Source organism: Schlesneria sphaerica, from assembly GCF_044336245.1.
Lineage (GTDB): Bacteria > Planctomycetota > Planctomycetia > Planctomycetales > Planctomycetaceae > Schlesneria > Schlesneria sphaerica.
Genome location: NZ_CP172346.1, coordinates 5,578,796 through 5,599,361, shown reverse-complemented (window position 1 = coordinate 5,599,361; position 20,566 = coordinate 5,578,796). Strand labels below are relative to the sequence as shown.

The following is a 20,566-nucleotide window of genomic DNA, read 5'->3' as shown; positions in this document are numbered from 1 at the left end:
ACTGGACCATGAAACGGGGGATCGCAATGAGTAGCGAATCCGAACCGGCAACGAAAAATCAGGAATCGACCCCTCCCCTCAAGTCGCTGGGGAAGTACCAGATTGAACGCAAACTGGGACAAGGAGGGATGGGGACGGTGTATCTGGCGAGGAACACCGATCTCAAGAAGCTCGTCGCCCTGAAGGTTCTCCCTCGGGACAAGGCCAAGAATCCGACACTCGTCCGACGCTTCAAGGCCGAAGCGCAGGCCGCCGCCCAGCTTGAGCATCCCAATATCGTTGCCGTGTATGACACCGGTGAGGCCGACGGTTATCTCTACATAGCGATGGAGTACGTCGAGGGAATTGACCTGTTCGAACAAGTCCGGCGTCGCGGAACGATCCCCGTCAAACGCTCGATCGAGATCATTAAGCAGGTCGCCTCCGCATTACAGCATGCCTTCGAACACAATATCGTCCATCGAGACATCAAACCGTCGAACCTGCTGCTGCGAAAAGATGGCGTCGTCAAAGTGACCGACCTGGGTCTCGCCCGCTCGATCGACGACACGCTGGAAACCAACATCACCCGTGCCGGTACCACCGTCGGCACTGTCGACTACATGGCCCCTGAGCAGGCCCGCAGCAGCAAGTCTGCGGATATCCGCAGCGATTTGTATTCGCTGGGCTGCACGTGGTACCAGATGCTGACGGGCGATCCCCCCTTCGCGGAAGGAAGCCTGACAAATAAGCTGCAGGCTCACGCCATTAAGGATCTTCCCGACCCCCGGGACATCAATGAAAACGTTCCGGAAGGGCTGATTGCCGTTCTGCGGCGCATGACGGCCAAGAAGCCTGCTGACCGCTATCAGACTCCGGCCGAGCTCCTGGACGATCTGGAAAACTCCAAGCTGACCAATGCGGCGTTCTCGAACGAGATCTTCAGCGACCTGAGCGATGACGAGATTTCGACTCTCAAAGAACAGCCGGAAGCAGAGATCGAAGCGGTCGGCGATCCGGAATCACCCCGACCGAGCAAACGTCGTCGCAAGCCAACTCCGAAGGACGAACCTGAGGGGGACGAGTCGGACAAGCCCCGTGCGCGCCGGCGCCCCCTTCCGAACGATGAAGAGATCTCCGACGAGGTCTCGCCGCCCAAAACCCGTCGAAGGTCAAATAGTCCTGCACCTGACACGGCCGTCGACGACGCCACTCCCCTCCCTACTCGCTCAAAATCGCCCCGTTCACGCGTCGATCAAAGCGATGACGAAGGGGTCGATGAAGAATCGCTGCAACGTCTGACGGGACGAAATTCCCTCGATGACGACGAAGAAGACGCGGATCCACTGGCAACCAAACGCAAGCGTGTTTCGGCGACGAATGAGGGCTCTGATCCGACAGTCCCACGGAATCCCAAGGGGACTTCAGCAGGGTCCGCGCGGGACAAGCAACCCAAAAAATTCTCGCCGAAACCTCTCCCCCCCAAACGAGAACCCATTCCCCTCGCTTCAAATGAAGATCGACCGGCGATCAATCTTGATCCACTGAAGTACGTTGCCCTGGCTGCGGTCGTGCTGATCCTGGTGGGCGGACTGGGCTGGCAGATCGTCCAATGGGGAAACCAGGTTCAAACAGCAGAGAACCCCTTCGGAGAGCCGGTCGCTCCCCCTACGGCCGTCGCGGGGTCCATCCCTGAAACACAAATGCCTCAGGAAGCGGAGTCGGACGATTCCAGCGCAACGGGTTCCGCAGCCAACTCCACAGCCGCGCAAACGCCACCGGCGGAGTTTGACTTTACCCGGCAGCCTGTGCCCGAATGGGCAACCCGCCCATCGTCCGTTCCTGCCGATCTTCCGGCAATCACCGTGGGACCAGGTGCCACGACCACCCACCACTTCACAACCCTGGACGAAGCATTAAAAGTTGCCGGCAAAAGCGGGGGATACATCCAACTGGTGGGAAGTGGCCCATTCCAGCTTTCTCATCTGGAAATCTCGACCGCAAACCGCTTGATCATCGCACCCGCTTCATCAACAGACCAGCCCCTCGTGATGATCACGCCCACGCTGCAGGGCTCACGCACTGCTCTCGCCTTCAGTAACGGCACGCTGGAACTGAGGGGGTTGCATTTCGTCGTTGATCGAACAGCCGACATGGGACAGGCTCCCCTTTCCCTGATCTCGGTCAATGATGGCCGAATGTACGTCAGAAACTGCTCGTTCACCGCCACAGGGAGCACTTCAGCCCCCGCATCGGCGTTCTCATTCACCAGCGACCAGGACGCTCAGAATGTCCCCTCTGTGGAACCCCACGTCCTGCTGGACCATGTTGTCGTCCGCGGTAATGGTCTCACGGCACTTCGACTTGACCGTGCTCGCTGTGATGTGGTCATCCAGGACTCGTTGCTCGTCTCCGGCACGACTCCCTCTCTCGTCATCCGCAACAAGCCGTTCACCGGGACGGTGGAATCTCTTTCGACCACGCCCCAGCGCCTGATTCGAATCCTGCGATCGACACTTTATGGTCGAAAAGAAATCTTCGAGCTAGCAGCAGAGAATCAGCCCAAGCCACCGACGACAGCACTGCTGCTGCAGGACTCCATCTGCGCCGCCGAAGGAGCTGGCAACACGACCGTACTCGCATCGGCCGTCCGATGGCCCAGCTCAACGTCCTCGGCGTCCGGCTGGCTGACCAACTTCACCTGGACCTCACAATCGACGCTCTATATCGGGTTTGAGCGGCTGCTGGATCTGGATAAGTCATCGTTTAAAGTCGCCAACCCAGATGCATGGCAACGGGTCTGGGGCAAGCCATTTGAACCGAGGCAGTTTCAAAGGTTCATCTGGCCGGAAACCAGCTTCCCCGATCTGGGAGCCATTCAGCTTCAGAACTTTGATAAATCCACCCTTCCGTTCCGTGAGCTGACCGCCTCCAGCGGCGGCTTGCCGGGGTGTACAACGAGCCAGCTCATTCTGCCGGGGACCGTTTCGCAGGCCCGGCTCATCGCCCTGTCTCAACGCCCTGCGGTCCCGGAACCGACTCGGCCCGATGCTGCTCCTCCCACGCGAAAGGTCAACCTGGGACGGGAAGACCTCGGTGCAATCCTCAACAGGAACGACTGGACCAGCGGCACCCTGTTCGAAGCGACGGGGGCAGGTCTCGTCACGATGCAGCCTGCACGCATTGCGGGAAAATCGGTTCGCGTTGTCTTCACCCAGGCAGAAGGGTCTCCGCTGAAGATCCAGCCGAAGGTTCCTGAGGGAAAATCAAAAACCGATATCCCCGGCCTGTTTACCATCGAAAACGGAACTCTTGAACTTCAATCGGCGACGCTGGAGGCTTCGTCCAACACCAAAGCGGCTCCCCTTCCCTGGCTGGTCCATTCGACGAACTCCCTCGTCACCCTGCGAGGTTGCCAATTGAGCGGCCCACAGCTTCAAGAGGTTGCGCATCACCAGGGATTGGTCACCTGGCGAACCACTGCGGAAGCCTCTCCTTCGCCCGAAAGTGGTCCAGCGTATCTCGCCGTGACCGATTCGCTTTTGATGAGCAACGGCGTAGGAATCCAGTTCCAATCGCCCGCGGGTCAACTGCATGTGCGCAATAGTATCGTCGCCGTCCGGGGCTATGGCATCGACCTTCAACCCGCCCGGACGGGCAACGCTCTGTTGCCAGTGATCAATCTGCAGAACGTCACCTTCTCAGCTTCGCAAGCGGCTCTCCGAATCGTTGCCGCAGAAGGAACAGCAGTCGTCGAGACCCCGATGCGCCTCTATATCGATTCCTGCGCCGTCGTTCCGCCGCTGGAATTCCGCCTCAACGAGGCAGCTAACTCCACGGTTGTGGAATGCGTGGGGCCTGTGCTCGAGCAAAAGCAGGTCGATTGGTGGGGAATCTCCAACGGCTTCGCAAAAGAGCTCCCCTCGCTTCTGCGCGAGCAAAACAAGGAACCGATCACCGCTGTCGCTAACTGGATGAACCTCTGGGGTCCCTCGAATGATGACCGGCTGTTGACCGGTGCCAAGGGGGTACAGTTGAAAAACGGCCTGCCCAATAAGTGGGCTCTCTTGAAGATTTCCTCATTTCTGCTCGACCCTAATTCGGCAGGCGCGACCTGGGGTTCAGACGGCCAGGCGGTGGGTGCCCACATCGGTGCCCTCGAAGAATTGGCTGCGGTCAAAAAAGTGACGACCGACGCCAAAGCGGGCACTCAAACCACCATCCCCACTGTTCCGCCCAACGTGAGAGCAAAAAAGGACATCGGCTTCTGACCAACGGCACAGGAACAGTGACGTAGTCGATCAATCCACAGATGCTCCAAAGCCGTGAGCCGTTGTCGGTCTGGCCACAAATCTTACATCGGTCTCAGAGCGTAGCGCGAACATCGAGATCACGTTGACCGTCACCCCCTGCGGAACAGTCGTCTCGCCTGTCTGTAGAACTGTCCCCGATCAGGTTCAGCGACAGGAGGCCCAGTTACACTTAACGCTGTCACATTTAACACTGGCGTCAGACGGGCTCATAAAGCAGCTCTGCGATGGCAACAGGGCCTTCGACACACGGCTCGTTATTTTCCGGCTTGAATCCATTCATCGACAATCTCTTCCAGCACATCCAGCGGGACCGCACCATTCCTGAGTACGACATCGTGGAAGTCACGCAAGTCAAATGAAGGCCCCAGCGCCTTGGTTGCTCGCTGCCGGAGTTCCTTGATTTTCAGTTCACCAATTTTGTAAGCCAGGGCCTGCCCGGGCCAGGCGATGTAACGATCGATTTCATTGACGATATCGAGCTCACTTTTCGGCGCATTCGCCTGAAAATAGGCAATGGCCTGTTCACGAGACCATTTCAGCGAATGCATACCCGTATCGACGACCAGGCGCACGGCGCGCCACATCTCGTAGGTCAATTGCCCAAACTTGGAGTACGGATCGTCATACAGTCCCATCTCTTCGCCGAGACTTTCGCTGTAGAGGGCCCAGCCTTCGACGAAGGCAGTCACGTGGGCATGTTTGCGGAACTCGGGGACATCCACCAGATCGGTCGCGAGGGCAATCTGCAGATGGTGGCCGGGCATTGCTTCATGCAGCGACAGGGCGGCAATCTCGAACTTCGGACGGGTTTCAGGCTTATACAGATTGACAAAATAGGTCCCCGGGCGGGATCCATCTGCCGAAGGGGGACGATAGTAAGCAGTGGTCGTATCAGGAGCCATATGAGCGGGAATCGCTTCAATGCTGAAGGGGATCCGCGGCAGCTTCTTAAAAACTCGCGGCAGCTCCGGATCAACCCGTTTCACAAAGGCGGTGTAGGCGGCCAGCAGATCATTGGCATCGGTGTAATGGAACTCAGGCGAAGTTCGCAGGTGCGTGAAGAACTCGTTGAGCGTCCCCTCGAAGCCCACCTGCTGCTTGATTCGTTCCATCTCTGAACGTATTCGAGCGACCTCGCTGACACCGATATCGTGGATCTGCTGCGGCGTTAAGCTGGTCGTTGTGTGCTTGCGAGCCAGATACGCATACAACTCCTGCCCCTGCGGTAATTGCCATGCCCCGACATTCGGCAAGCAGGCGGGGAAATACTCTCGTTCGAAGAATTCCAGCAGTTTTCGATAGGAGGGGACGATCCGTTCCTGAATCGCGGCCTGTGCTTCATGCTGAAGTTGCAATCGATCTGCTTCAGCGATCTCGGCCGGGAACGATTTAAAAGGCTTGTAGTAAAGGCTGGTTGTCGGATCGTCCACAAGTTGACGCCGGATCTGCGCGGGAAGACGCTGCATCACGACCTGTGGTTGCACCATCCGTTCTGCCACTCCACGCCGCAGCAATTCGATGGTCTGGTCCATGTACTCTGGAAACGACCTCAGTCTTGCCAGCCAGTCTTCATAATCTTTCCGAGAGATAAATCGGCAGGCATCCGCGACCGAATTCTCGTCCTGGATTCCGTCACGGTGATTGAGTACGACAAGATGCCACTGATAGGGATACTCTTCCAGTTCGGTCTCCAGCTCGCGGCGGTAGAGCTTCTGATTGAGTCGTTCAGCGGGTGTCAGCTCATTCGATCGGATCGCGTTCAGTCTCTGCAGGACTTCACGCTGGTGTGCCTCCCGCCGGGCGATTGCGGCCAGACTGACATCCGCCCATCGATCGTTGTAGCGGTCATCTCCCAGGTGCGTCGCCGTGACGGGAAATTCTCGCAGATTGGACTGCCATTCCTCCTCGAACAATCTTCGCAACTGCTCAGAGGGTTCACTGGCCATCGTCACCAGCGGCCCCATCAGCAAAGCCACCACGACGATCAACGACGACGAGTGCATACCGATAACTCCAGAATTGCCGAGCGACGCTTGTTTTCCTTATGGTACATCAACCTCAAGGGGGCTTAGAAGCTTGTGGCACACTGAAATGAGACGAAACTCGACATGACCCAATCTCTCCCGACGCTCCATCCCCAACGCTGGCAGTCTGTCGCCGACCTGGCCAATCACTGGTGCGACACTGACGTACTGCCTTGCCTGGCCGCTGCGACGGGGACCACCAGCGAGATTTCAGGCTGCTTCCATACAGGGCGATTTCACGAGCACACTGAGGCGACTCATAACGCAGATCCCATTTTCCTCATCGCGTCCATCACGAAACCTGTCGTCGCCACAGCCGCGCTGCTGCTCATCGAGCGAGGCCAGCTTACCCTGGCCGACCGAGTCACCGACTACATTCCCGAGTTCGGACGGAATTCCAAGCACGGTGTCGAACTGCGGCATCTGCTGACCCATACCTCCGGTTTGCCCGACATGCTGCCCGACAATCAGGAGCTGCGACAGGCACATGCCAGCCTTGAGCGGTTTGTCGAACGAACATGCGAAGAACCACTTGCCTTCCCACCGGGACGGGGTGTGCTCTATCAAAGCATGGGCTTTGCGGTTCTGGGTGAAATCATCGCCCGTGTCAGCAGCAAAAGCTGTGCACAGTTTATTCAGGAAGAACTCTTCCAGCCGATCGGGATGCAGGATTCGGCGCTCGGAGCCCCGGATGAATGGTACGAAGGTCAGTCCGCGAACATGCTACGTGTCACCCCTTGTGTGGTACCGGAATCTCAGGCATCGGGAACCGAATGGAACTGGAACAGTCGCTACTGGCGGCAATTAGGGGCTCCCTGGGGAGGAATGTTAACGACTGCTAAAGACCTGTCGCTGTTTGCACAGTTCCTGCTGCGGCGAGGTATCACGCGATCGGGGGAGCGGCTCTTGTCACCTGCAGCCATCGACGCCGCCACACGGAATCAACTTCAATCGATGCGAGACGTTGCCGATGAGGAACGTCGCTGCCGCCCCTGGGGGCTGGGATGGCGTCTCAACTGGCCCGCTCACAGTGCCAACTTCGGAGACCTGCTTGGCCCACGCACCTTCGGACACTGGGGGGCAACGGGGACCGTGCTGTGGATCGACCCGGACGCGGAAATCTTTGCTCTGATCCTGACGACTCTGCCCCAGGAACCCTCGGGCAAGTATCTCTCTCGGCTTTCCAACACGATTGCTGCAGCCTGGCAATAGCGCCGAACGAAGTCTCCTCCTGACTTCTCGCGCCGTTTTCCCAGGTCCGGGGATCAGCTCAGGGATGTTTACCGATCACGAAAGCCCAGGACGCGACGAACTTCCGCGGGGCTGGTCCATCCCTTTGTAACGGCGTGCGTGGCCCGTTGATTGATGCTCAGAAATCCGTGCTGCTCTGCGGTCTCTTGAATTTCCGTGGCATCGCCTCGGTTCAATATCACCCGCCCCACCTCTTTCAGATCTGGCCTTAACAGTTCCGCCAGCAGCAGACGGCCACGGTAACCCGTTCCATTGCAGCGGGAACACCCCTGGGGGATCCGTACGGAACCGGTTGTCAGACCAAGACGATCGGCCTCGACGTCACTCCAGACAGCGCAATCGCAAAGCCGCCGGAATAACCTCTGTCCAATGATCGCTCTGAGTCCCGTACGGATCAGATAGGGTTCGATCCCCATATCACTCAGGCGACTGATCGACTCGGCCGCACGCCCCGAATGAAAGGTCGAAATGACCAGATGCCCTGTCAGACAGGCTTGAAAGACCGTTTCGGCGGTCTCGCGGTCCCGGATCTCACCGACCAGAATCACGTCCGGATCCTGTCTCATCAGCGAACGTAAGCCAGTGGCATAGTCGAAGCCAGCCGTGCGGTTCACAGGCGACTGTGAAACTCCCGGCAGCACACTTTCGATCGGATCCTCGAGAGTCACCAGACTTTTTCCATTCCCCGCCACACGCTGAAGTTCACGCAGACAAGCATAGGCGGTGGTCGTCTTCCCACTTCCCGCAGGCCCGGTAACGAGAATGGCACCACTGGTCTCATGCAGCAAATCCAGCAATTCCTCGAGCAGATCCTCGGGCAGGCCCAGATCCGATGGCCAGCGGTACTGCTCCGAAGTCGCAAAAAGTCGCACGACCCCTTTCTCGCCATAGAGCGTCGGAAAGGTGCTCAGTCGCATCTCGACGTCCGCCACAGACTCGCGCAGTCTCCCTTCCTGAGGCACATCCGTGCGATAGGTCAGCAGTTCGGCCAGAACTTTCAGCCGGGCGATCACGTTGGGTGCAACGGCTTTGGGAATCGTCGCTACCGACTGGAGGACCCCGTCAATCCGCCAGAGAATCTCCATCTCCGAGGCACCGACCGTGAAGTGGATATCACTGGCTCCCGCCTCGCACGCCCCTTTTAACGTCGTCGCAACCAGTTCCGTCGCGTACTTCGGATGCGTGGGGGGAACTTGCGGAGCACTCTGGATGAACTTTTCTGCCAGCGTCAGGTTCGTCTGTGACACCGGGTCGGAAGCGAGGGTTCCTTTTCCGGTGCTCGTAACAAAGTTGGGAGACATCTGCGCCGCCACTCCCTCTCTCCTGATCAGAATACGGAAACATCAACTTCAAGGACCGGGAACGATCGACATTTCCCCCCAGGCGACGCCCGAACCTGGGACGCTGCACCATCTGCAGAGGGCCGTATTCAGCGAAAGCCTTCTGTCTTCTCTCATGGCCAACGTCTCAGCATAACGTCCTGACCACAAAAAACTGGTTTCTTACAGAAGCTCATTTACGTTCTTCAGAACGTGGCACCAAGATTCTCAAAGAAGAAGGTCGGCGGGAACCACATTGAGGGAGGGTGTCCCACGCTGCAAACACAAGCTGCCGGGAGCTGCGTTAACTCGTGAACCAACCCCTAAAACAACAGGCCGGAACGAAGTTCCGGCCTGCTGGGATTGCTGTAGTAAAGATGTCGCAAAGCTTACTTCTTCGCGGCGGGCTTGGCAGCCTTGGTTGCCTTCGCGGCAGGCTTCGTTGCTGGCTTGGCCTTGGCAGATTTGGCTGGCTTGGCGGCCTTAGCAGCCTTGGTTGCCGGGGCCTTATCGGTCGTCTTAGCAGGGGCAGCTTTCTTCGTAGCCATAATCCGTGGCTCCTTGTGGGGGGGAGGCATTGGGTACCGGTTTTGGTAACTCGCTGTCTCTCTTTGGCACCCTAGCAAGAGAAACAACTCGAAAACGCGACACTCTATCTCTGAGTAGTGTTTCGTCCTTGAAACTTACCACTCACCCAGTGAGTTCGATCGTAAAACCGTTCGGCAATTGCGTCAAGCGGAATCTGTTGTTGGACAATAGTTTGTTCAAATTGGTCATTACGCAACTTCAATAAACTAGTGGGTGTGTCGTTGACGTAACCGTTCGCGACACCAGGCTTGGCCTGTTGCTTCTTTTTAGCCAATTCTGCTTGAGACAGATGACGAGGCTCGGGTTCAGGCGTCCGCCCGTAAGAAGGTCCGCTGATCAAATTTCGCATCGACGGAATATCCGCAAGAGATACTGAAACGGTGAACCTATTCCGCGACTTACGTTGCGTGCGAACGAGACTTGCGTCTGCGTGTATCGACAAATTCTGTCCGCACGTTCGTTATAAGTCTCACGTTTCAACACAGAGTACATCGGCTTGTTCAGCGTGCACGATGCGGTAAACTTATTGGAATATTCTGAATATTCCGAAACTTTACTGGTTTTCTCAGCAGCGATTCGTCCCAGTGACGTCAAGCTGACGAAAACGTTAACAACCGCAACCACTCGGGGCGGCGGGAACGGGCGAAACCGGCCGTAGCCTTGACTCCCCTTGCCGGGGGTAGAACAATTCGCCTGAATTGAGTCTCCTGATCGACCTTTGCTTTTGTCCGCAGAAACAGTTTCCATGACATCCATCGTCCTGTCCCCCGCGCTACGAAAATTGAAGCCCTCAGCCACTTTGGCGGCTGCCGCCAAAGCGAAGGAATTGAAGTCGAAAGGGATCGCCGTCCTCGACTTCACCTTGGGGGAACCGGACTTCAATACTCCGGCCAACGTGCGCGATGCCGCCATTGCCGCGATGAACGCCGGACACACGCATTACACCCCTTCAGGCGGGATCCCCGAATTGAAGAGCGCGGTTTGCGCTGCCTACAAACGAGACTACGGACTGACGTTCAGTCCCAGCCAGGTTCTGATATCAAACGGCGCCAAACATTCGATTCATAACGTCATCGCCTCGTTGTGCGGACCCGGTGATGAAGTCATCATCCCTGCCCCCTACTGGGTCAGCTATAGCGCTCTGGTCGAATTGGCTGGCGCCACTGCCGTGCTCGTCGATACAACCGAAGAGAGCGGCTTCTGCATGTCGCCTGAACAGTTCATCAATGCCATCACGCCCAAAACACGGCTGCTGATGCTGAACAATCCTTCCAACCCCACAGGTTCAACGTATCCCGCTGCCCAACTCGAGGCCCTCGCGCGAGTCGCCGTTGAAAAGAACATCCTCGTCCTTTCCGACGAAATCTATGAAAAGCTGATCTATCCCGGAGCCGAATTCCGTTGCTTTGCCAGCTTCGGACCGGACGTGGCCGCCCGGACCATTATCGTCAGTGGTGTCAGTAAGGCGTACGCCATGACCGGCTGGCGAATTGGCTGGACCATCGGTCCCGTCGAAGTCATCAAGGCCATGGACAACCTGCAAAGCCAGGAAACCTCGAATCCCTGCAGCATCAGCCAGTATGCCGCCGTGGAAGCACTGAATGGTCCGCAAGACAGCGTTGAAGAAATGCGGGTCGAATTCGAGAAACGCCGCGACTACGTCATGGAACGCATGCGACCCTGGCGGTCACGCTACGGAATCACTTTCGCCGAACCAGGCGGTGCATTCTACGCGTTCTTCAACGTCAGTTCCTGCTTCGGCAAGAAACTGATGGGGGGAGCCCAGGTCCAGAATGCCTCCGAGTTCTGCAACGCCCTGCTCGAACACGCTCACGTCGCATTGGTCACCGGCGACGCCTTCGGTGCCCCCGGCTACGTCCGTCTCTCGTTTGCCACCAGCCTGGAACAAATCAAAGCCGGCCTGGACGCGATCGAGAAGTTCCTGAACGGCTGACCGTTACGGTGGCAAAAGACAGGCGTCATTTGCAGTCGCTCGACCAAAACGTCCCCTGCAATTGACCGCCGATCATCCGCAGAAAAGACCGCGTCGTCATCACAGACGGCGCGGTCTTTTCGTTTCTCCATTCCTTCGAAAACAACCACGGCTCACAGGCGATCCGCAACGCCGTCCGCAGTCCCCCCAACCTGGGCCTGATTTCCAGCTGCAAACCCACATGAGATCCGTCCGTTTTTCACGACACGTTGATCTCTATTTCGCTAGGGCTGCTTCCCGGTTACCAGCCTGAAGAAGATTGCTGTTCCCTCAATTGGGCGGAGCGGTTTGCTGGAGTTCCTGCAGCGCCAGGCGGACAAAACCCTGATGGCTTGCATGCATCGACCCGAGAAGTAATTCATCCACATCGGCCCAACGGACCGCACGAGCATCGTCACCCGCTCTCAACCGCAGCCCGGCCCGCGCGGCCGGATTCAAATGCTGATGCAGCACTGTGGTTTCCATCCATGCATGATCTGTGTTGCGAGGATCATCGGCGATCCCGGCATAGAGCACTTTGGAAGTTTGGAAGCAGAGATCCGCCCCCGTCTCTTCCCGCAGTTCTCGAGCGACCGTCTCGGAAATGGCTTCCCCTTCGTCAACCATCCCGCCCGGAAGTGCACATGCGCCGGAATCCCCCCGCTCGATCACCAGAACCTGCAGGCGCCCCGTCTCCGGATCGACCGACGTTACCAGCGGGTCTCCCGCGAGATTTCTCCCCCACTTGCCGAGCAATCCCCTTCCACGGATTCCAGTCCGTCCCAGCGGATTCAATGGCCGCCCCCCTTCATCGACACGTACGGGGACTTCACCGCGGTCGGTTCGAGTCACGAACGGGCGGTTCACCGCTTTGACATCAGCCGGATCGGCCCAGTCCCCTTCATGTTCAAATACCTGAGGCGCCGTGTACTCGGGCGGATCATACTCTGGGAAAGGCAGATCCCAAGCCGCCTGTGACTCTTCCACTGGGAAGCGAGGTGGATAGCTTTTCTCGCTTTGCTTTCGATGTTTGGTTGGGGCCATCACGTCAAGTGCCCTCATGCAAGTCTCGCAACGGAAATCAGGCGGATACCACAATCGACGGCCACCGCAGCCGACAGCATCGACTCGCCGATGAGTCGCTCACGCGATTTCCTTAATCCGGGGAGCCCCAGACCTATTCGCCGGGGATTTGGATGGCCAGCCATATTGTCGGGTCCCACCCCCCTTCAATACAAGACGGCATTCCCGTGAACGGAAATCCCGATCTGTCAAACGGCCCAAGACGGGAGCGAATTTGCGGAGCGAGAGTTGTCCAGCGCTGGCAGTGCACCCGTCAGGCCGCCCGATTATTCGCGAGGCATTGTCACCGTCAAAAAAAACGCCGCCCGGCTGCCGTGTCATCGCGGCGACCGGGGCGGCGTCAGCCACAACCCGTTCTCTCAAGAAAAAAACACCTGGTCCGCTCGTAGTCGTCCGGTACTCTCCCTCTGGGGTATTCCCCTCCGAGTATGGCTCGTTTGCCTTACGCAAGAATATCGCGGACGACCGTTCCCGAGAGATCTGTCAGGCGGTAGTCACGACCGGCGAACCGGTACGTCAATCGTTCGTGGTCGTATCCCAAGAGGTGCAACATGGTTGCATGAAGGTCGTGAACCGAGACCGGGTTTTCGACCGCCTTGAAACCAAAGTCGTCCGTAGCACCGTAGATGGTCCCCCCCTTGATCCCCCCGCCTGCCATCCAGAGCGAGAAGCCCCAATGGTTGTGGTCGCGACCTTGCGATGCACCCGATCCGTTCTGCCCCATCTCCACCGAAGGTGTTCGACCAAATTCACCGGTACACAGAATCAGCGTCTTGTCCAGCAGGCCGCGCTGCTTCAAATCCTTGATTAACGCCGCCAGTCCCTGATCGCACTCACTGGCACATTTGCCATGTTCGTCCTTGATGTTGGAATGGCTGTCCCAGGGCTGCATCGCACCGTGCCAGGTTTGGACAAATCTGACACCCCGTTCGACCAGTCGCCGCGCGATCAGCAGTTGCCGGTTCTGTGGCCCTTCCCCGTACATTTTCTGGATATGTTCCGGCTCCTGACTGATATCGAATGCATCCGTCGCCTCGACCTGCATCCGATACGCCATCTCAAACGATTCGATCCGCGCTTCCAGAGCCGCTTCGCCCGGTCGTGAGGCCAGGTGACGCTGGTTGATCGTCTGCAGCAGCTGAAACTGCGATTGCTGCTGCTGAGACGACAATCGTTCATTGCGAATATGTTCGATCAAACGCGTCGGATCGGTCTGCGCCGTATCGACCAGTGTCCCCTGATAGACCCCGGGCAGGAATGAGGAACGCCAGTTCCCCGCTCCGGCGACCGGCAACCCCCCAGGACAGAGGACGATGAAGCCGGGAAGATTCTGGTTATCACTTCCCATGCCCCAGTTCAGCCACGACCCGAAGCTGGGTCGAACCAGACGGGAGTGCCCGGTATTCATCAGCAGCAGCATCATTTCATGGCTCGGCAACTCCGCGTACATCGAGCGAACAACCGCCAGATCGTCGGCACAGGTCGCCAGATTCGGCCAGATGTCACTGATCGGAATCCCGCTTTCACCGTGTTGTTTGAACGTAAAGGGGGAAGGGAGCGCCACTCCCGTTTTACGTTCGGTCTGCAGGTTCTCGAACGGCAACATCTGCCCCGCTCGTTTGGTCAGTTCCGGCTTCGGATCGAACGTATCGACCTGCGACATCCCCCCGTTCAGGAACACGTGAATCACGTGCTGAGCCTTACCAGGAAAATGAGTCTGCGTGGCAGCGTCCCCTTCACTGGCCAGCAGATTGGCCAACGCGACCGAGCCGACCCCCAGTCCACAACGCCCCAGGAATTCACGCCGATTAGGTTGTAGAAAATTTTGCATGGGTTCAGTCCAAAAAGATAAATTCGTTAGAAGCAAGCAATGCGTGAGCCAGTTGACTCCACGGATCAACTGGTGTTTTGGTCTCTTGAGGTGGTACTGCAGCCGCAGCCCCGTCCGGCGAACGGGCATTCCCGGCCTGACTGACGGCAGACAGATTCGCGTCGACAAAGGCACGCGCCACGCGAAGCTCCTCGGCATCAGGATCACGCGAAAGCAGCGAACGATAGATCCAGCGAACCCGTTCATCCGGATCCGTTGCAGCAGCCTGAGCACGTCCGGCCAGCTTGACCGCCCGGTCTTGAATGAACCCCGAATTCAATGCATACAGGGCCTGCTGCGGGACATTCGTGTCGGGCCGTTTGGCCGTACAGGTGATCGGGTTGGCTCCGTCAAAAGTACTCGACAAACTCGAAACGATATCGCGATTGATAAAACCATAAATGCTGCGTCGAGGAACCACCGGTTCCGCACTCAGATCGATCGGCCGTCCTCCGGGCGTCAGATCCAGTTCGCCGGAAACGGCCAGCATGGAATCGCGCATCGCTTCCATCTCCAGTCGTCGGCGCGGCATCCGCCACAAAAGTTCATTGAGCGGATCCTTGTTCCGGCTTTCGGCGCTTTCAACGGCCCCCTGCTGATAGACGCCTGACAGCATAATCCGCTTATGGAGCTTCTTGATTGACCAACCGTCGTCCGAGAAAGTCGTTGCCAGATAGTCCAGCAGTTCGGGATGCGTGGGGGGGGAACCGCGCGTCCCGAAATCATCCGGTGTTCTCACCAATCCCTGATTGAAATGGTTCTGCCAGACCCAGTTCACAACCACGCGTCGCGTGAGTGGATTGTCAGGAGCCACGATCGCCTGGGCGAGTCCCAGTCGCCGTTCCCCGTCGCGGAATGCGGGCGCGTTCTGGTGAGACAGGGCCGTCAGGAAGCGAGCCGGCACGGCTTCACCTCGACTCAGGGAATTCCCCCGCAGAAAGACATGGAATGACGGCGGGTTCTTCGATTCTTCCAGCGTCATCGCCCGTGGGGGTGAACCGGGCGAGTTCAATTGCAGATCGTGAATCGCCCCCTTGCGGCCAGCCAGCGTGTCACTGACAGTTCGATTCAGCAATCTGACGGAAATCTCGTCGGACATCGCGGTCGGCGTATCAGTTGAATAGAGGTGCCGACGCAACTGACGCGCAATGGGACTGTTGATCTCGGCATGGCCGGGATCCTCATCAGGTAGAATCGTCGCTCCAACGGCGCTCGCCAGGGAGGTCTCCAGCAGTGACTTGAGCCACGCCCGATGCACGTCTGCGAATAGTTGACCGTAGGCTTCCGCCAACTCGATCAGCGTCTTTGGCTGCTTTTTCTCGACCGCATCAATAACGCGCGGATTCCAGGCAGGGGCATGCAGTCCCAGGCTTTGCTCGTTGGCGAATTGTTTCGGATCACCGTTCGCGGCCTTCATGCTGGCAACCAGTTCGCTGCAGCGTGCGGCGAATTCACCGGGCTCGACTTTGAAGAGCTGCACCCAGAGTCCGAAGACCGGATCGTCGGCGGGCATTTTGGACAGATAGTCGCGCCAGCGGTTCAGCACCAGCGGCCGCACGTCGTCGGTACGGTAGGAAAGAAAGGCCGCAGACAGATCCTGCTCGGGCGTCCCCTTGGCCAGTTCAATCAGATACAAACCCACCTGCATCCGGATTCGCGTCCGCATCACTTCCGCCTGATCGCGAGCCATCTCCTGGTAACCGACCTGCCGCTTCGCCAGTTCCTTCTCGTAAGCCTTGAATTGATCGGTCACCGCAGGAGTACCAATCATGGGAGGGAGTTCCACCGCATGGCTGCTCGCGAAAGTCGCATAAAGCGCGTAGTAATCCGTGGTTGGAATGGCATCAAACTTGTGATCGTGACAGCGGGCACACGCGACCGTCAGCCCCAGCAGACCACGACTCACCACATCGATCTGATCGTCGATCAAGTCGTGCACGCTGCGGTACTGCATCCCGACAGTCAAAAAGCCCAGTCCCGCCAGGGCTGGATCATTCTCGGGAAGTCCGATCTGGTCTGCAGCCAGCTGCTCGACGATGAACCGGTTGTAAGGAACATCGGCATTCAGCGCATTGATGACGTAGTCACGGAAGGTGTAGGAAAACGGAAACTTCGTGTATCCAATCGCACTCCCACCGTGCGTGTCCGCATAGCGCGCAATGTCGAGCCAGTGTCGTCCCCAGCGTTCCCCATAGCGAGGTGAGTCTAACAGCCGATCAATGACTTTCTCGAAGGCATTGGGAGACTGATCGTGAACGAATGCTGTCACCTCATCCCATGTCGGCGGCAAACCGGTGAGATCGAACGTCGCACGACGGATCAATTGCTCGCGCGAAATCCGGGGCGACAACTGAAGCCCCTGCTCTTCCAGCGCGGCGACGATAAATCGATCAATTTCCGTCGACGCGGACGATCGGGTTTCCGGAACAGGTGGCTTCTGGATCCGCTCAAACGCCCAGTGGTCTTCAAATCGCGCCCCTTCGGCAATCCATTTGCGAAGCAGTGCAATCTCGGCTTCAGTGAGACTTTTGCCATGTTCAGCCGGCGGCATTCGCAGATCCGGATCCGTCGACGTGATTCGTTTGATCAGCTCACTCTGATCCGGCTGATTAGCCACGATGGCCGACTGCTTGCTGCTGGCCTCCTGATCCAGTCGCAACCCCGCCTCTCGACGCTGTTCGTCCGGACCGTGGCAATTCAGACAGTGTTCGGCCAGCAGCGGGCGGATCTGTTTGCCAAAACTGACATCGGCCGCCGCGTAACTGCCGTACGTCACCATGCAGAAGACGACTGTTGCCGTCAGGCCCCATCGCCTCGTCTGCACCGGGAACGAGGCCCTGCGCTGACCTCGTTCATTCTGCATCAGATTCAAACTTTGACTCATCGTACGTCTCTTCTTTTGATAGCAGTACTGCGCGTCCCCACCCGCCTTCACCGACCACAGACGTCTGCCCGGGCAGCAAGAATCGGCGAGGAGCCCTCAACCCATCTAAGTTTAACGATATGACTCGTAAATGAGAAAACCGGTTTGGCCATTTTGGGCTCATTTCCCAATTTCAAAAAGCGCAAGACCATCCGTACACTGTTCTTGCCCCTGCCCAGTTTCTCAGATCGACTCCAATCAACTTTCCTCTCGCGCGATTTCGCCGTTCGCACCCCCCTCCCATCCCATCAGTCCGTCTAACCGGTGCCGACCGCAACTCTCGGGCACCTTCCCTCCGCCCACTCCCCTGCCGCAAGGAATTGGACAGCCTCATTTTCCGTTACGCACTACAAGTTCGTCGTTGGCTCCAGAGGCGCCGCAGCACCTGGCCAGGTCGAGGAGTGGCCCCGGGCATCGCTTTGGACATCTGGGTTGCAGAGCAAACGGAGGCCGCGAGCCGTGGCGTCACGATGCGAAGCTGTCGTTTACGGTCAGCGAAAGCGAGTCCACGCGCTGCGTGCCTGGTGCATACAGCCTCAAGAGATTTCGACGCAGATCAGACCTGCAGCAGTCGGGCCAGTAACTGGGGGAGGCGGGTCGCGGGTGGTTGACCGATATCGGAACCCGACAATAGTCCCTTCAGATAGAAGACCAGGCGAAGTTCTGTGCTGGTCGCAGATGCCCTTCAGGGATCCGTCACTGGCGTACGACATCGTCCAGAATCGATAAATCCAATCCTGCCTGATGAAGCAGGGACAGTATTTCTAAGGCCATCAGTACACGGCGTGACGCGCGTTCCCGCAGCCTCGGGCACAGATGTCATCCTTGGGCCGCAGAGTGTCCCGCGAGGGAATGGGAACACAGTCGAGCACGATCAACTTGCGTCTCGTGCGACAGCCGCGAGGCCAGCCAGCGCAAATAACGCCATGTGCTGGATCAGGGCGGGTGCGTCCTCGGGTTGTAAACCAAACTGGGGATAGGCACGTTTGAGCGTCGGGCGGTCGCAAATCGCCAGCAGGAAGCAAGGCGAAAGTACGTTGATGCAACCGCGCGCCACTGCGGGATGGTCCTCGGGCAAGCCGGTTACTTCACTGACGATCCCTTTCAGAACCGACATCTTCTGAGCGAGATCTTTGTTGTGAGCCGATTGATCCGTCACAGTCGGCGCAGCAAATTCCCGTATCAAAACTCGCAGCCTCCACGATGAGGCTGCCGGGCTGGTCATCGCCTGGATGAACAGCCTGAGAAACGCTTTGAGCTTGGCCTCGGCATCAGGTTGTCCGTCGACCGCAGCCCGCAAATCAGCAGAACTGATGCGCAGGATGCCCGCCTCTTCCAGCACGGCAGCGTAAAGTCCCTCAATTCCCCCAAAATGGTAATTCACCGCAGCGATGTTAGTGCCAGCCTTTAACGTAATTTCTTTGCTGGTCGTGCGGTCAAAGCCCTTCTCCGCGAAGATTTGCCCCGCCACTTCCAGTAACAATTCTCGTGTATTCGCACTGTCGGAACTCGGCTTCTGCTGCGGGGATTTCTGAGAGGACTTCTTCATTCAGTTCTCGCAATCGCTTGGGCCATTACCGAATCGGGATTCGCAGAAACAACAGAGCAGGCGAGTCTCTCTCTGCCCGATTACCGCAAATCTTAACACAATCACTTCCACCACCGAAACAACTAAATTCAAATTTGAATTTGACAGAAATCCACAATCCGCCTATGCTCCTGTGACACCACGCGCACCGCCGCGCGCAGGGAAAGTCATTCACTGCCCGATCGCGTCCAGTGCTCAGTTTCATGCAGATAATCAGTTCGAAATTCAATGGCATCGCTAGAGCCTGCTCAGAGTTGTCATCTCCGTCCTCGACATGCTGAACCCTTTCGGGGCAACGGAAAGACTGCCGTAGCCGTCATCGATACATCTTTCGCTCAAACCATCGACCAAATCTCGCAGTCCCGCAAACAGGGAGTCTCATATGAATGGGCAACCGCTCTTCAGGCGAGCGCGCATTCGTTTTCCAATTGCGTTGGGTACGAGCGTCCTGCTGCTTACGACATTGTGCAGCAGTCCGTTCGGCCTGCCGACTCTTTTGGCACAGTCCCCGCCTCCGCTTTACGACCCCTCGCGACAGGCCCCTCTTGTCGAAGCCACGTTTCCTGAACGAGATCGCGATGGGATGGATTCGTCGGTATTTGCCGAGAATGCGAGTGTGCCGGCTGTACCCCCGTCTGTATTGCCATCTCAACCCGCAACGGAATGGAGCTGGAAGTTTCTGCCGCAGGGATTTCTGTACCACACTTACTGGGCCAGTACGGCGGAACCACGGCTCTCCACACGCGCCGTCAGTGACTCAGGAGGACACAACTCTCTCGACTCACAGATCGGCGGTCGTTTCGGCATTGTGCGATTTGGCAACCCCAATGCAGATGAGGGATTTCAGCTCGATCTTCTCGGAGGGGCGAATCTCAGACAGAACACGGACACGGATGACTGGGACATGACGGGGACCGATTATCGATACGACATTCCATTGACCTATCGGCGCGGACCTCATGCCTGGAAATTCGGATTCTATCATGTCAGTTCTCACATGGGTGATGAGTTCCTGAAGTTTCATCCCTCAGTCTCGCGAATTGACTATTTCCGTAACTCGTTCTATCTCGGCTACTCATACTATGTTGTTCCCGAGTTCCGATTGTATGGAGAAATCGACTACGCCGTGCGGTCCGACTTTGCTGAACCATTGCACCTTCAGGTAGGGTTTGATTGGGGTCCCGTACGTCCGACCGGCGTTCAAGGTGCTCCGTTTCTGGCAGTAAACGGCCACCTTCGCGAAGAACTTGATTATAGCGGGAATGTCAGTATCCAGGCGGGATGGGCGTGGAAAGGGGAAGGCCGGACGGCCGGAACCTTACGAACGGGCCTGCATTACTATAACGGCGGCAGCCCTCAGTACTCTTTCTATCGTGAAAACGAACAGCAAATCGGCTGCGGATTATGGTACGATTTCTAGGCGAGAACAAATCCGTGACCCCATCGCAACATCGCAACATCGCTCCACTCGTCCTTCCGACAGTCCTCTTTGCCCCCCGCGTTTGAAAAGTGGACGATGTTTGCTGAGGCGAGGCTGATTGCTTTGAAGAAAGTTTTCAGCGGACAGGTTGCAAACGATGGACGGCGTTAATCCGCCCTTGATCGGTCGGACCTGATCAAAAGGTCGAACTCGATCGGGAAGTCACTTAGCGCCCA

The 20,566-nt window shown here is 57.6% G+C and carries 11 protein-coding genes; 4 read left to right on the top strand and 7 right to left on the bottom strand.

Annotated elements, in window-relative coordinates; genetic code table 11:
• The first annotated feature begins 26 nt into the window (after window positions 1-26).
• Window positions 27-4,250, top strand: a complete 4,224-nt coding sequence (locus ACGY09_RS20285) for a protein kinase (RefSeq protein ID WP_397569196.1) — start codon at window positions 27-29, stop codon at window positions 4,248-4,250.
• A 296-nt stretch (window positions 4,251-4,546) separates the two neighbouring features.
• Here the strand turns inward: ACGY09_RS20285 and ACGY09_RS20280 are convergent, their stop codons facing one another.
• A complete protein-coding gene (locus ACGY09_RS20280; RefSeq protein ID WP_397569195.1) occupies window positions 4,547-6,295 on the bottom strand; it encodes a DUF885 domain-containing protein in 1,749 nt (582 codons plus the stop codon).
• 105 nt (window positions 6,296-6,400) lie between these two features.
• On the opposite strand from ACGY09_RS20280, the gene ACGY09_RS20275 reads away from it, so the two are divergent.
• Window positions 6,401-7,528, top strand: a complete 1,128-nt coding sequence (locus ACGY09_RS20275) for a serine hydrolase domain-containing protein (protein ID WP_397569194.1) — start codon at window positions 6,401-6,403, stop codon at window positions 7,526-7,528.
• Between the two features lie 68 nt (window positions 7,529-7,596).
• Here the strand turns inward: ACGY09_RS20275 and ACGY09_RS20270 are convergent, their stop codons facing one another.
• Both ACGY09_RS20270 and ACGY09_RS20265 read right to left on the bottom strand, forming a co-directional pair.
• Window positions 7,597-8,868: a GspE/PulE family protein gene (locus ACGY09_RS20270; protein ID WP_397569193.1), complete on the bottom strand. Its 1,272-nt coding sequence runs from the start codon at window positions 8,866-8,868 to the stop codon at window positions 7,597-7,599.
• A 407-nt stretch (window positions 8,869-9,275) separates the two neighbouring features.
• Entirely contained in the window at window positions 9,276-9,434 is a 159-nt protein-coding gene (locus ACGY09_RS20265; RefSeq protein WP_397569192.1) for a hypothetical protein, read from the bottom strand.
• A gap of 785 nt (window positions 9,435-10,219) precedes the next feature.
• Here ACGY09_RS20265 and ACGY09_RS20260 point away from each other — a divergent pair.
• A complete protein-coding gene (locus tag ACGY09_RS20260; RefSeq protein ID WP_397569191.1) occupies window positions 10,220-11,428 on the top strand; it encodes a pyridoxal phosphate-dependent aminotransferase in 1,209 nt (402 codons plus the stop codon).
• A 309-nt stretch (window positions 11,429-11,737) separates the two neighbouring features.
• Here the strand turns inward: ACGY09_RS20260 and ACGY09_RS20255 are convergent, their stop codons facing one another.
• The 4 genes from ACGY09_RS20255 to ACGY09_RS20240 all read right to left on the bottom strand — a co-directional run bounded on the left by ACGY09_RS20255 (window position 11,738) and on the right by ACGY09_RS20240 (window position 18,871).
• On the bottom strand, window positions 11,738-12,490 hold the full coding sequence (locus ACGY09_RS20255; protein ID WP_397569190.1) for an NUDIX domain-containing protein: 753 nt from the start codon (window positions 12,488-12,490) through the stop codon (window positions 11,738-11,740).
• 481 nt (window positions 12,491-12,971) lie between these two features.
• Window positions 12,972-14,360, bottom strand: a complete 1,389-nt coding sequence (locus ACGY09_RS20250; RefSeq protein ID WP_397569189.1) for a DUF1501 domain-containing protein — start codon at window positions 14,358-14,360, stop codon at window positions 12,972-12,974.
• Between the two features lie 4 nt (window positions 14,361-14,364).
• Complete coding sequence (locus ACGY09_RS20245; RefSeq protein ID WP_397569188.1) at window positions 14,365-17,283, bottom strand: PSD1 and planctomycete cytochrome C domain-containing protein; 2,919 nt, start codon at window positions 17,281-17,283, stop codon at window positions 14,365-14,367.
• Window positions 17,284-18,196: 913 nt separating this feature from the next.
• On the bottom strand, window positions 18,197-18,871 hold the full coding sequence (locus tag ACGY09_RS20240) for a TetR/AcrR family transcriptional regulator (RefSeq protein WP_397569187.1): 675 nt from the start codon (window positions 18,869-18,871) through the stop codon (window positions 18,197-18,199).
• A gap of 421 nt (window positions 18,872-19,292) precedes the next feature.
• On the opposite strand from ACGY09_RS20240, the gene ACGY09_RS20235 reads away from it, so the two are divergent.
• Window positions 19,293-20,330, top strand: coding sequence for a DUF1207 domain-containing protein (locus ACGY09_RS20235; RefSeq protein WP_397569186.1), 1,038 nt, complete (start codon window positions 19,293-19,295; stop codon window positions 20,328-20,330).
• Window positions 20,331-20,566: the final 236 nt, after the last annotated feature.

Excerpts from the sequence above, each read along its gene's own strand:
- ACGY09_RS20285 (WP_397569196.1), top strand. The coding sequence starts at position 27 with ATGAGTAGCGAATCCGAACCGGCAACGAAAAATCAGGAATCGACCCCT.
- ACGY09_RS20280 (WP_397569195.1), bottom strand. The coding sequence starts at position 6,295 with ATGCACTCGTCGTCGTTGATCGTCGTGGTGGCTTTGCTGATGGGGCCG.
- ACGY09_RS20275 (WP_397569194.1), top strand. The coding sequence starts at position 6,401 with ATGACCCAATCTCTCCCGACGCTCCATCCCCAACGCTGGCAGTCTGTC.
- ACGY09_RS20270 (WP_397569193.1), bottom strand. The coding sequence starts at position 8,868 with ATGTCTCCCAACTTTGTTACGAGCACCGGAAAAGGAACCCTCGCTTCC.
- ACGY09_RS20265 (WP_397569192.1), bottom strand. The coding sequence starts at position 9,434 with ATGGCTACGAAGAAAGCTGCCCCTGCTAAGACGACCGATAAGGCCCCG.
- ACGY09_RS20260 (WP_397569191.1), top strand. The coding sequence starts at position 10,220 with ATGACATCCATCGTCCTGTCCCCCGCGCTACGAAAATTGAAGCCCTCA.
- ACGY09_RS20255 (WP_397569190.1), bottom strand. The coding sequence starts at position 12,490 with ATGGCCCCAACCAAACATCGAAAGCAAAGCGAGAAAAGCTATCCACCT.
- ACGY09_RS20250 (WP_397569189.1), bottom strand. The coding sequence starts at position 14,360 with ATGCAAAATTTTCTACAACCTAATCGGCGTGAATTCCTGGGGCGTTGT.
- ACGY09_RS20245 (WP_397569188.1), bottom strand. The coding sequence starts at position 17,283 with ATGAGTCAAAGTTTGAATCTGATGCAGAATGAACGAGGTCAGCGCAGG.
- ACGY09_RS20240 (WP_397569187.1), bottom strand. The coding sequence starts at position 18,871 with ATGAAGAAGTCCTCTCAGAAATCCCCGCAGCAGAAGCCGAGTTCCGAC.
- ACGY09_RS20235 (WP_397569186.1), top strand. The coding sequence starts at position 19,293 with ATGAATGGGCAACCGCTCTTCAGGCGAGCGCGCATTCGTTTTCCAATT.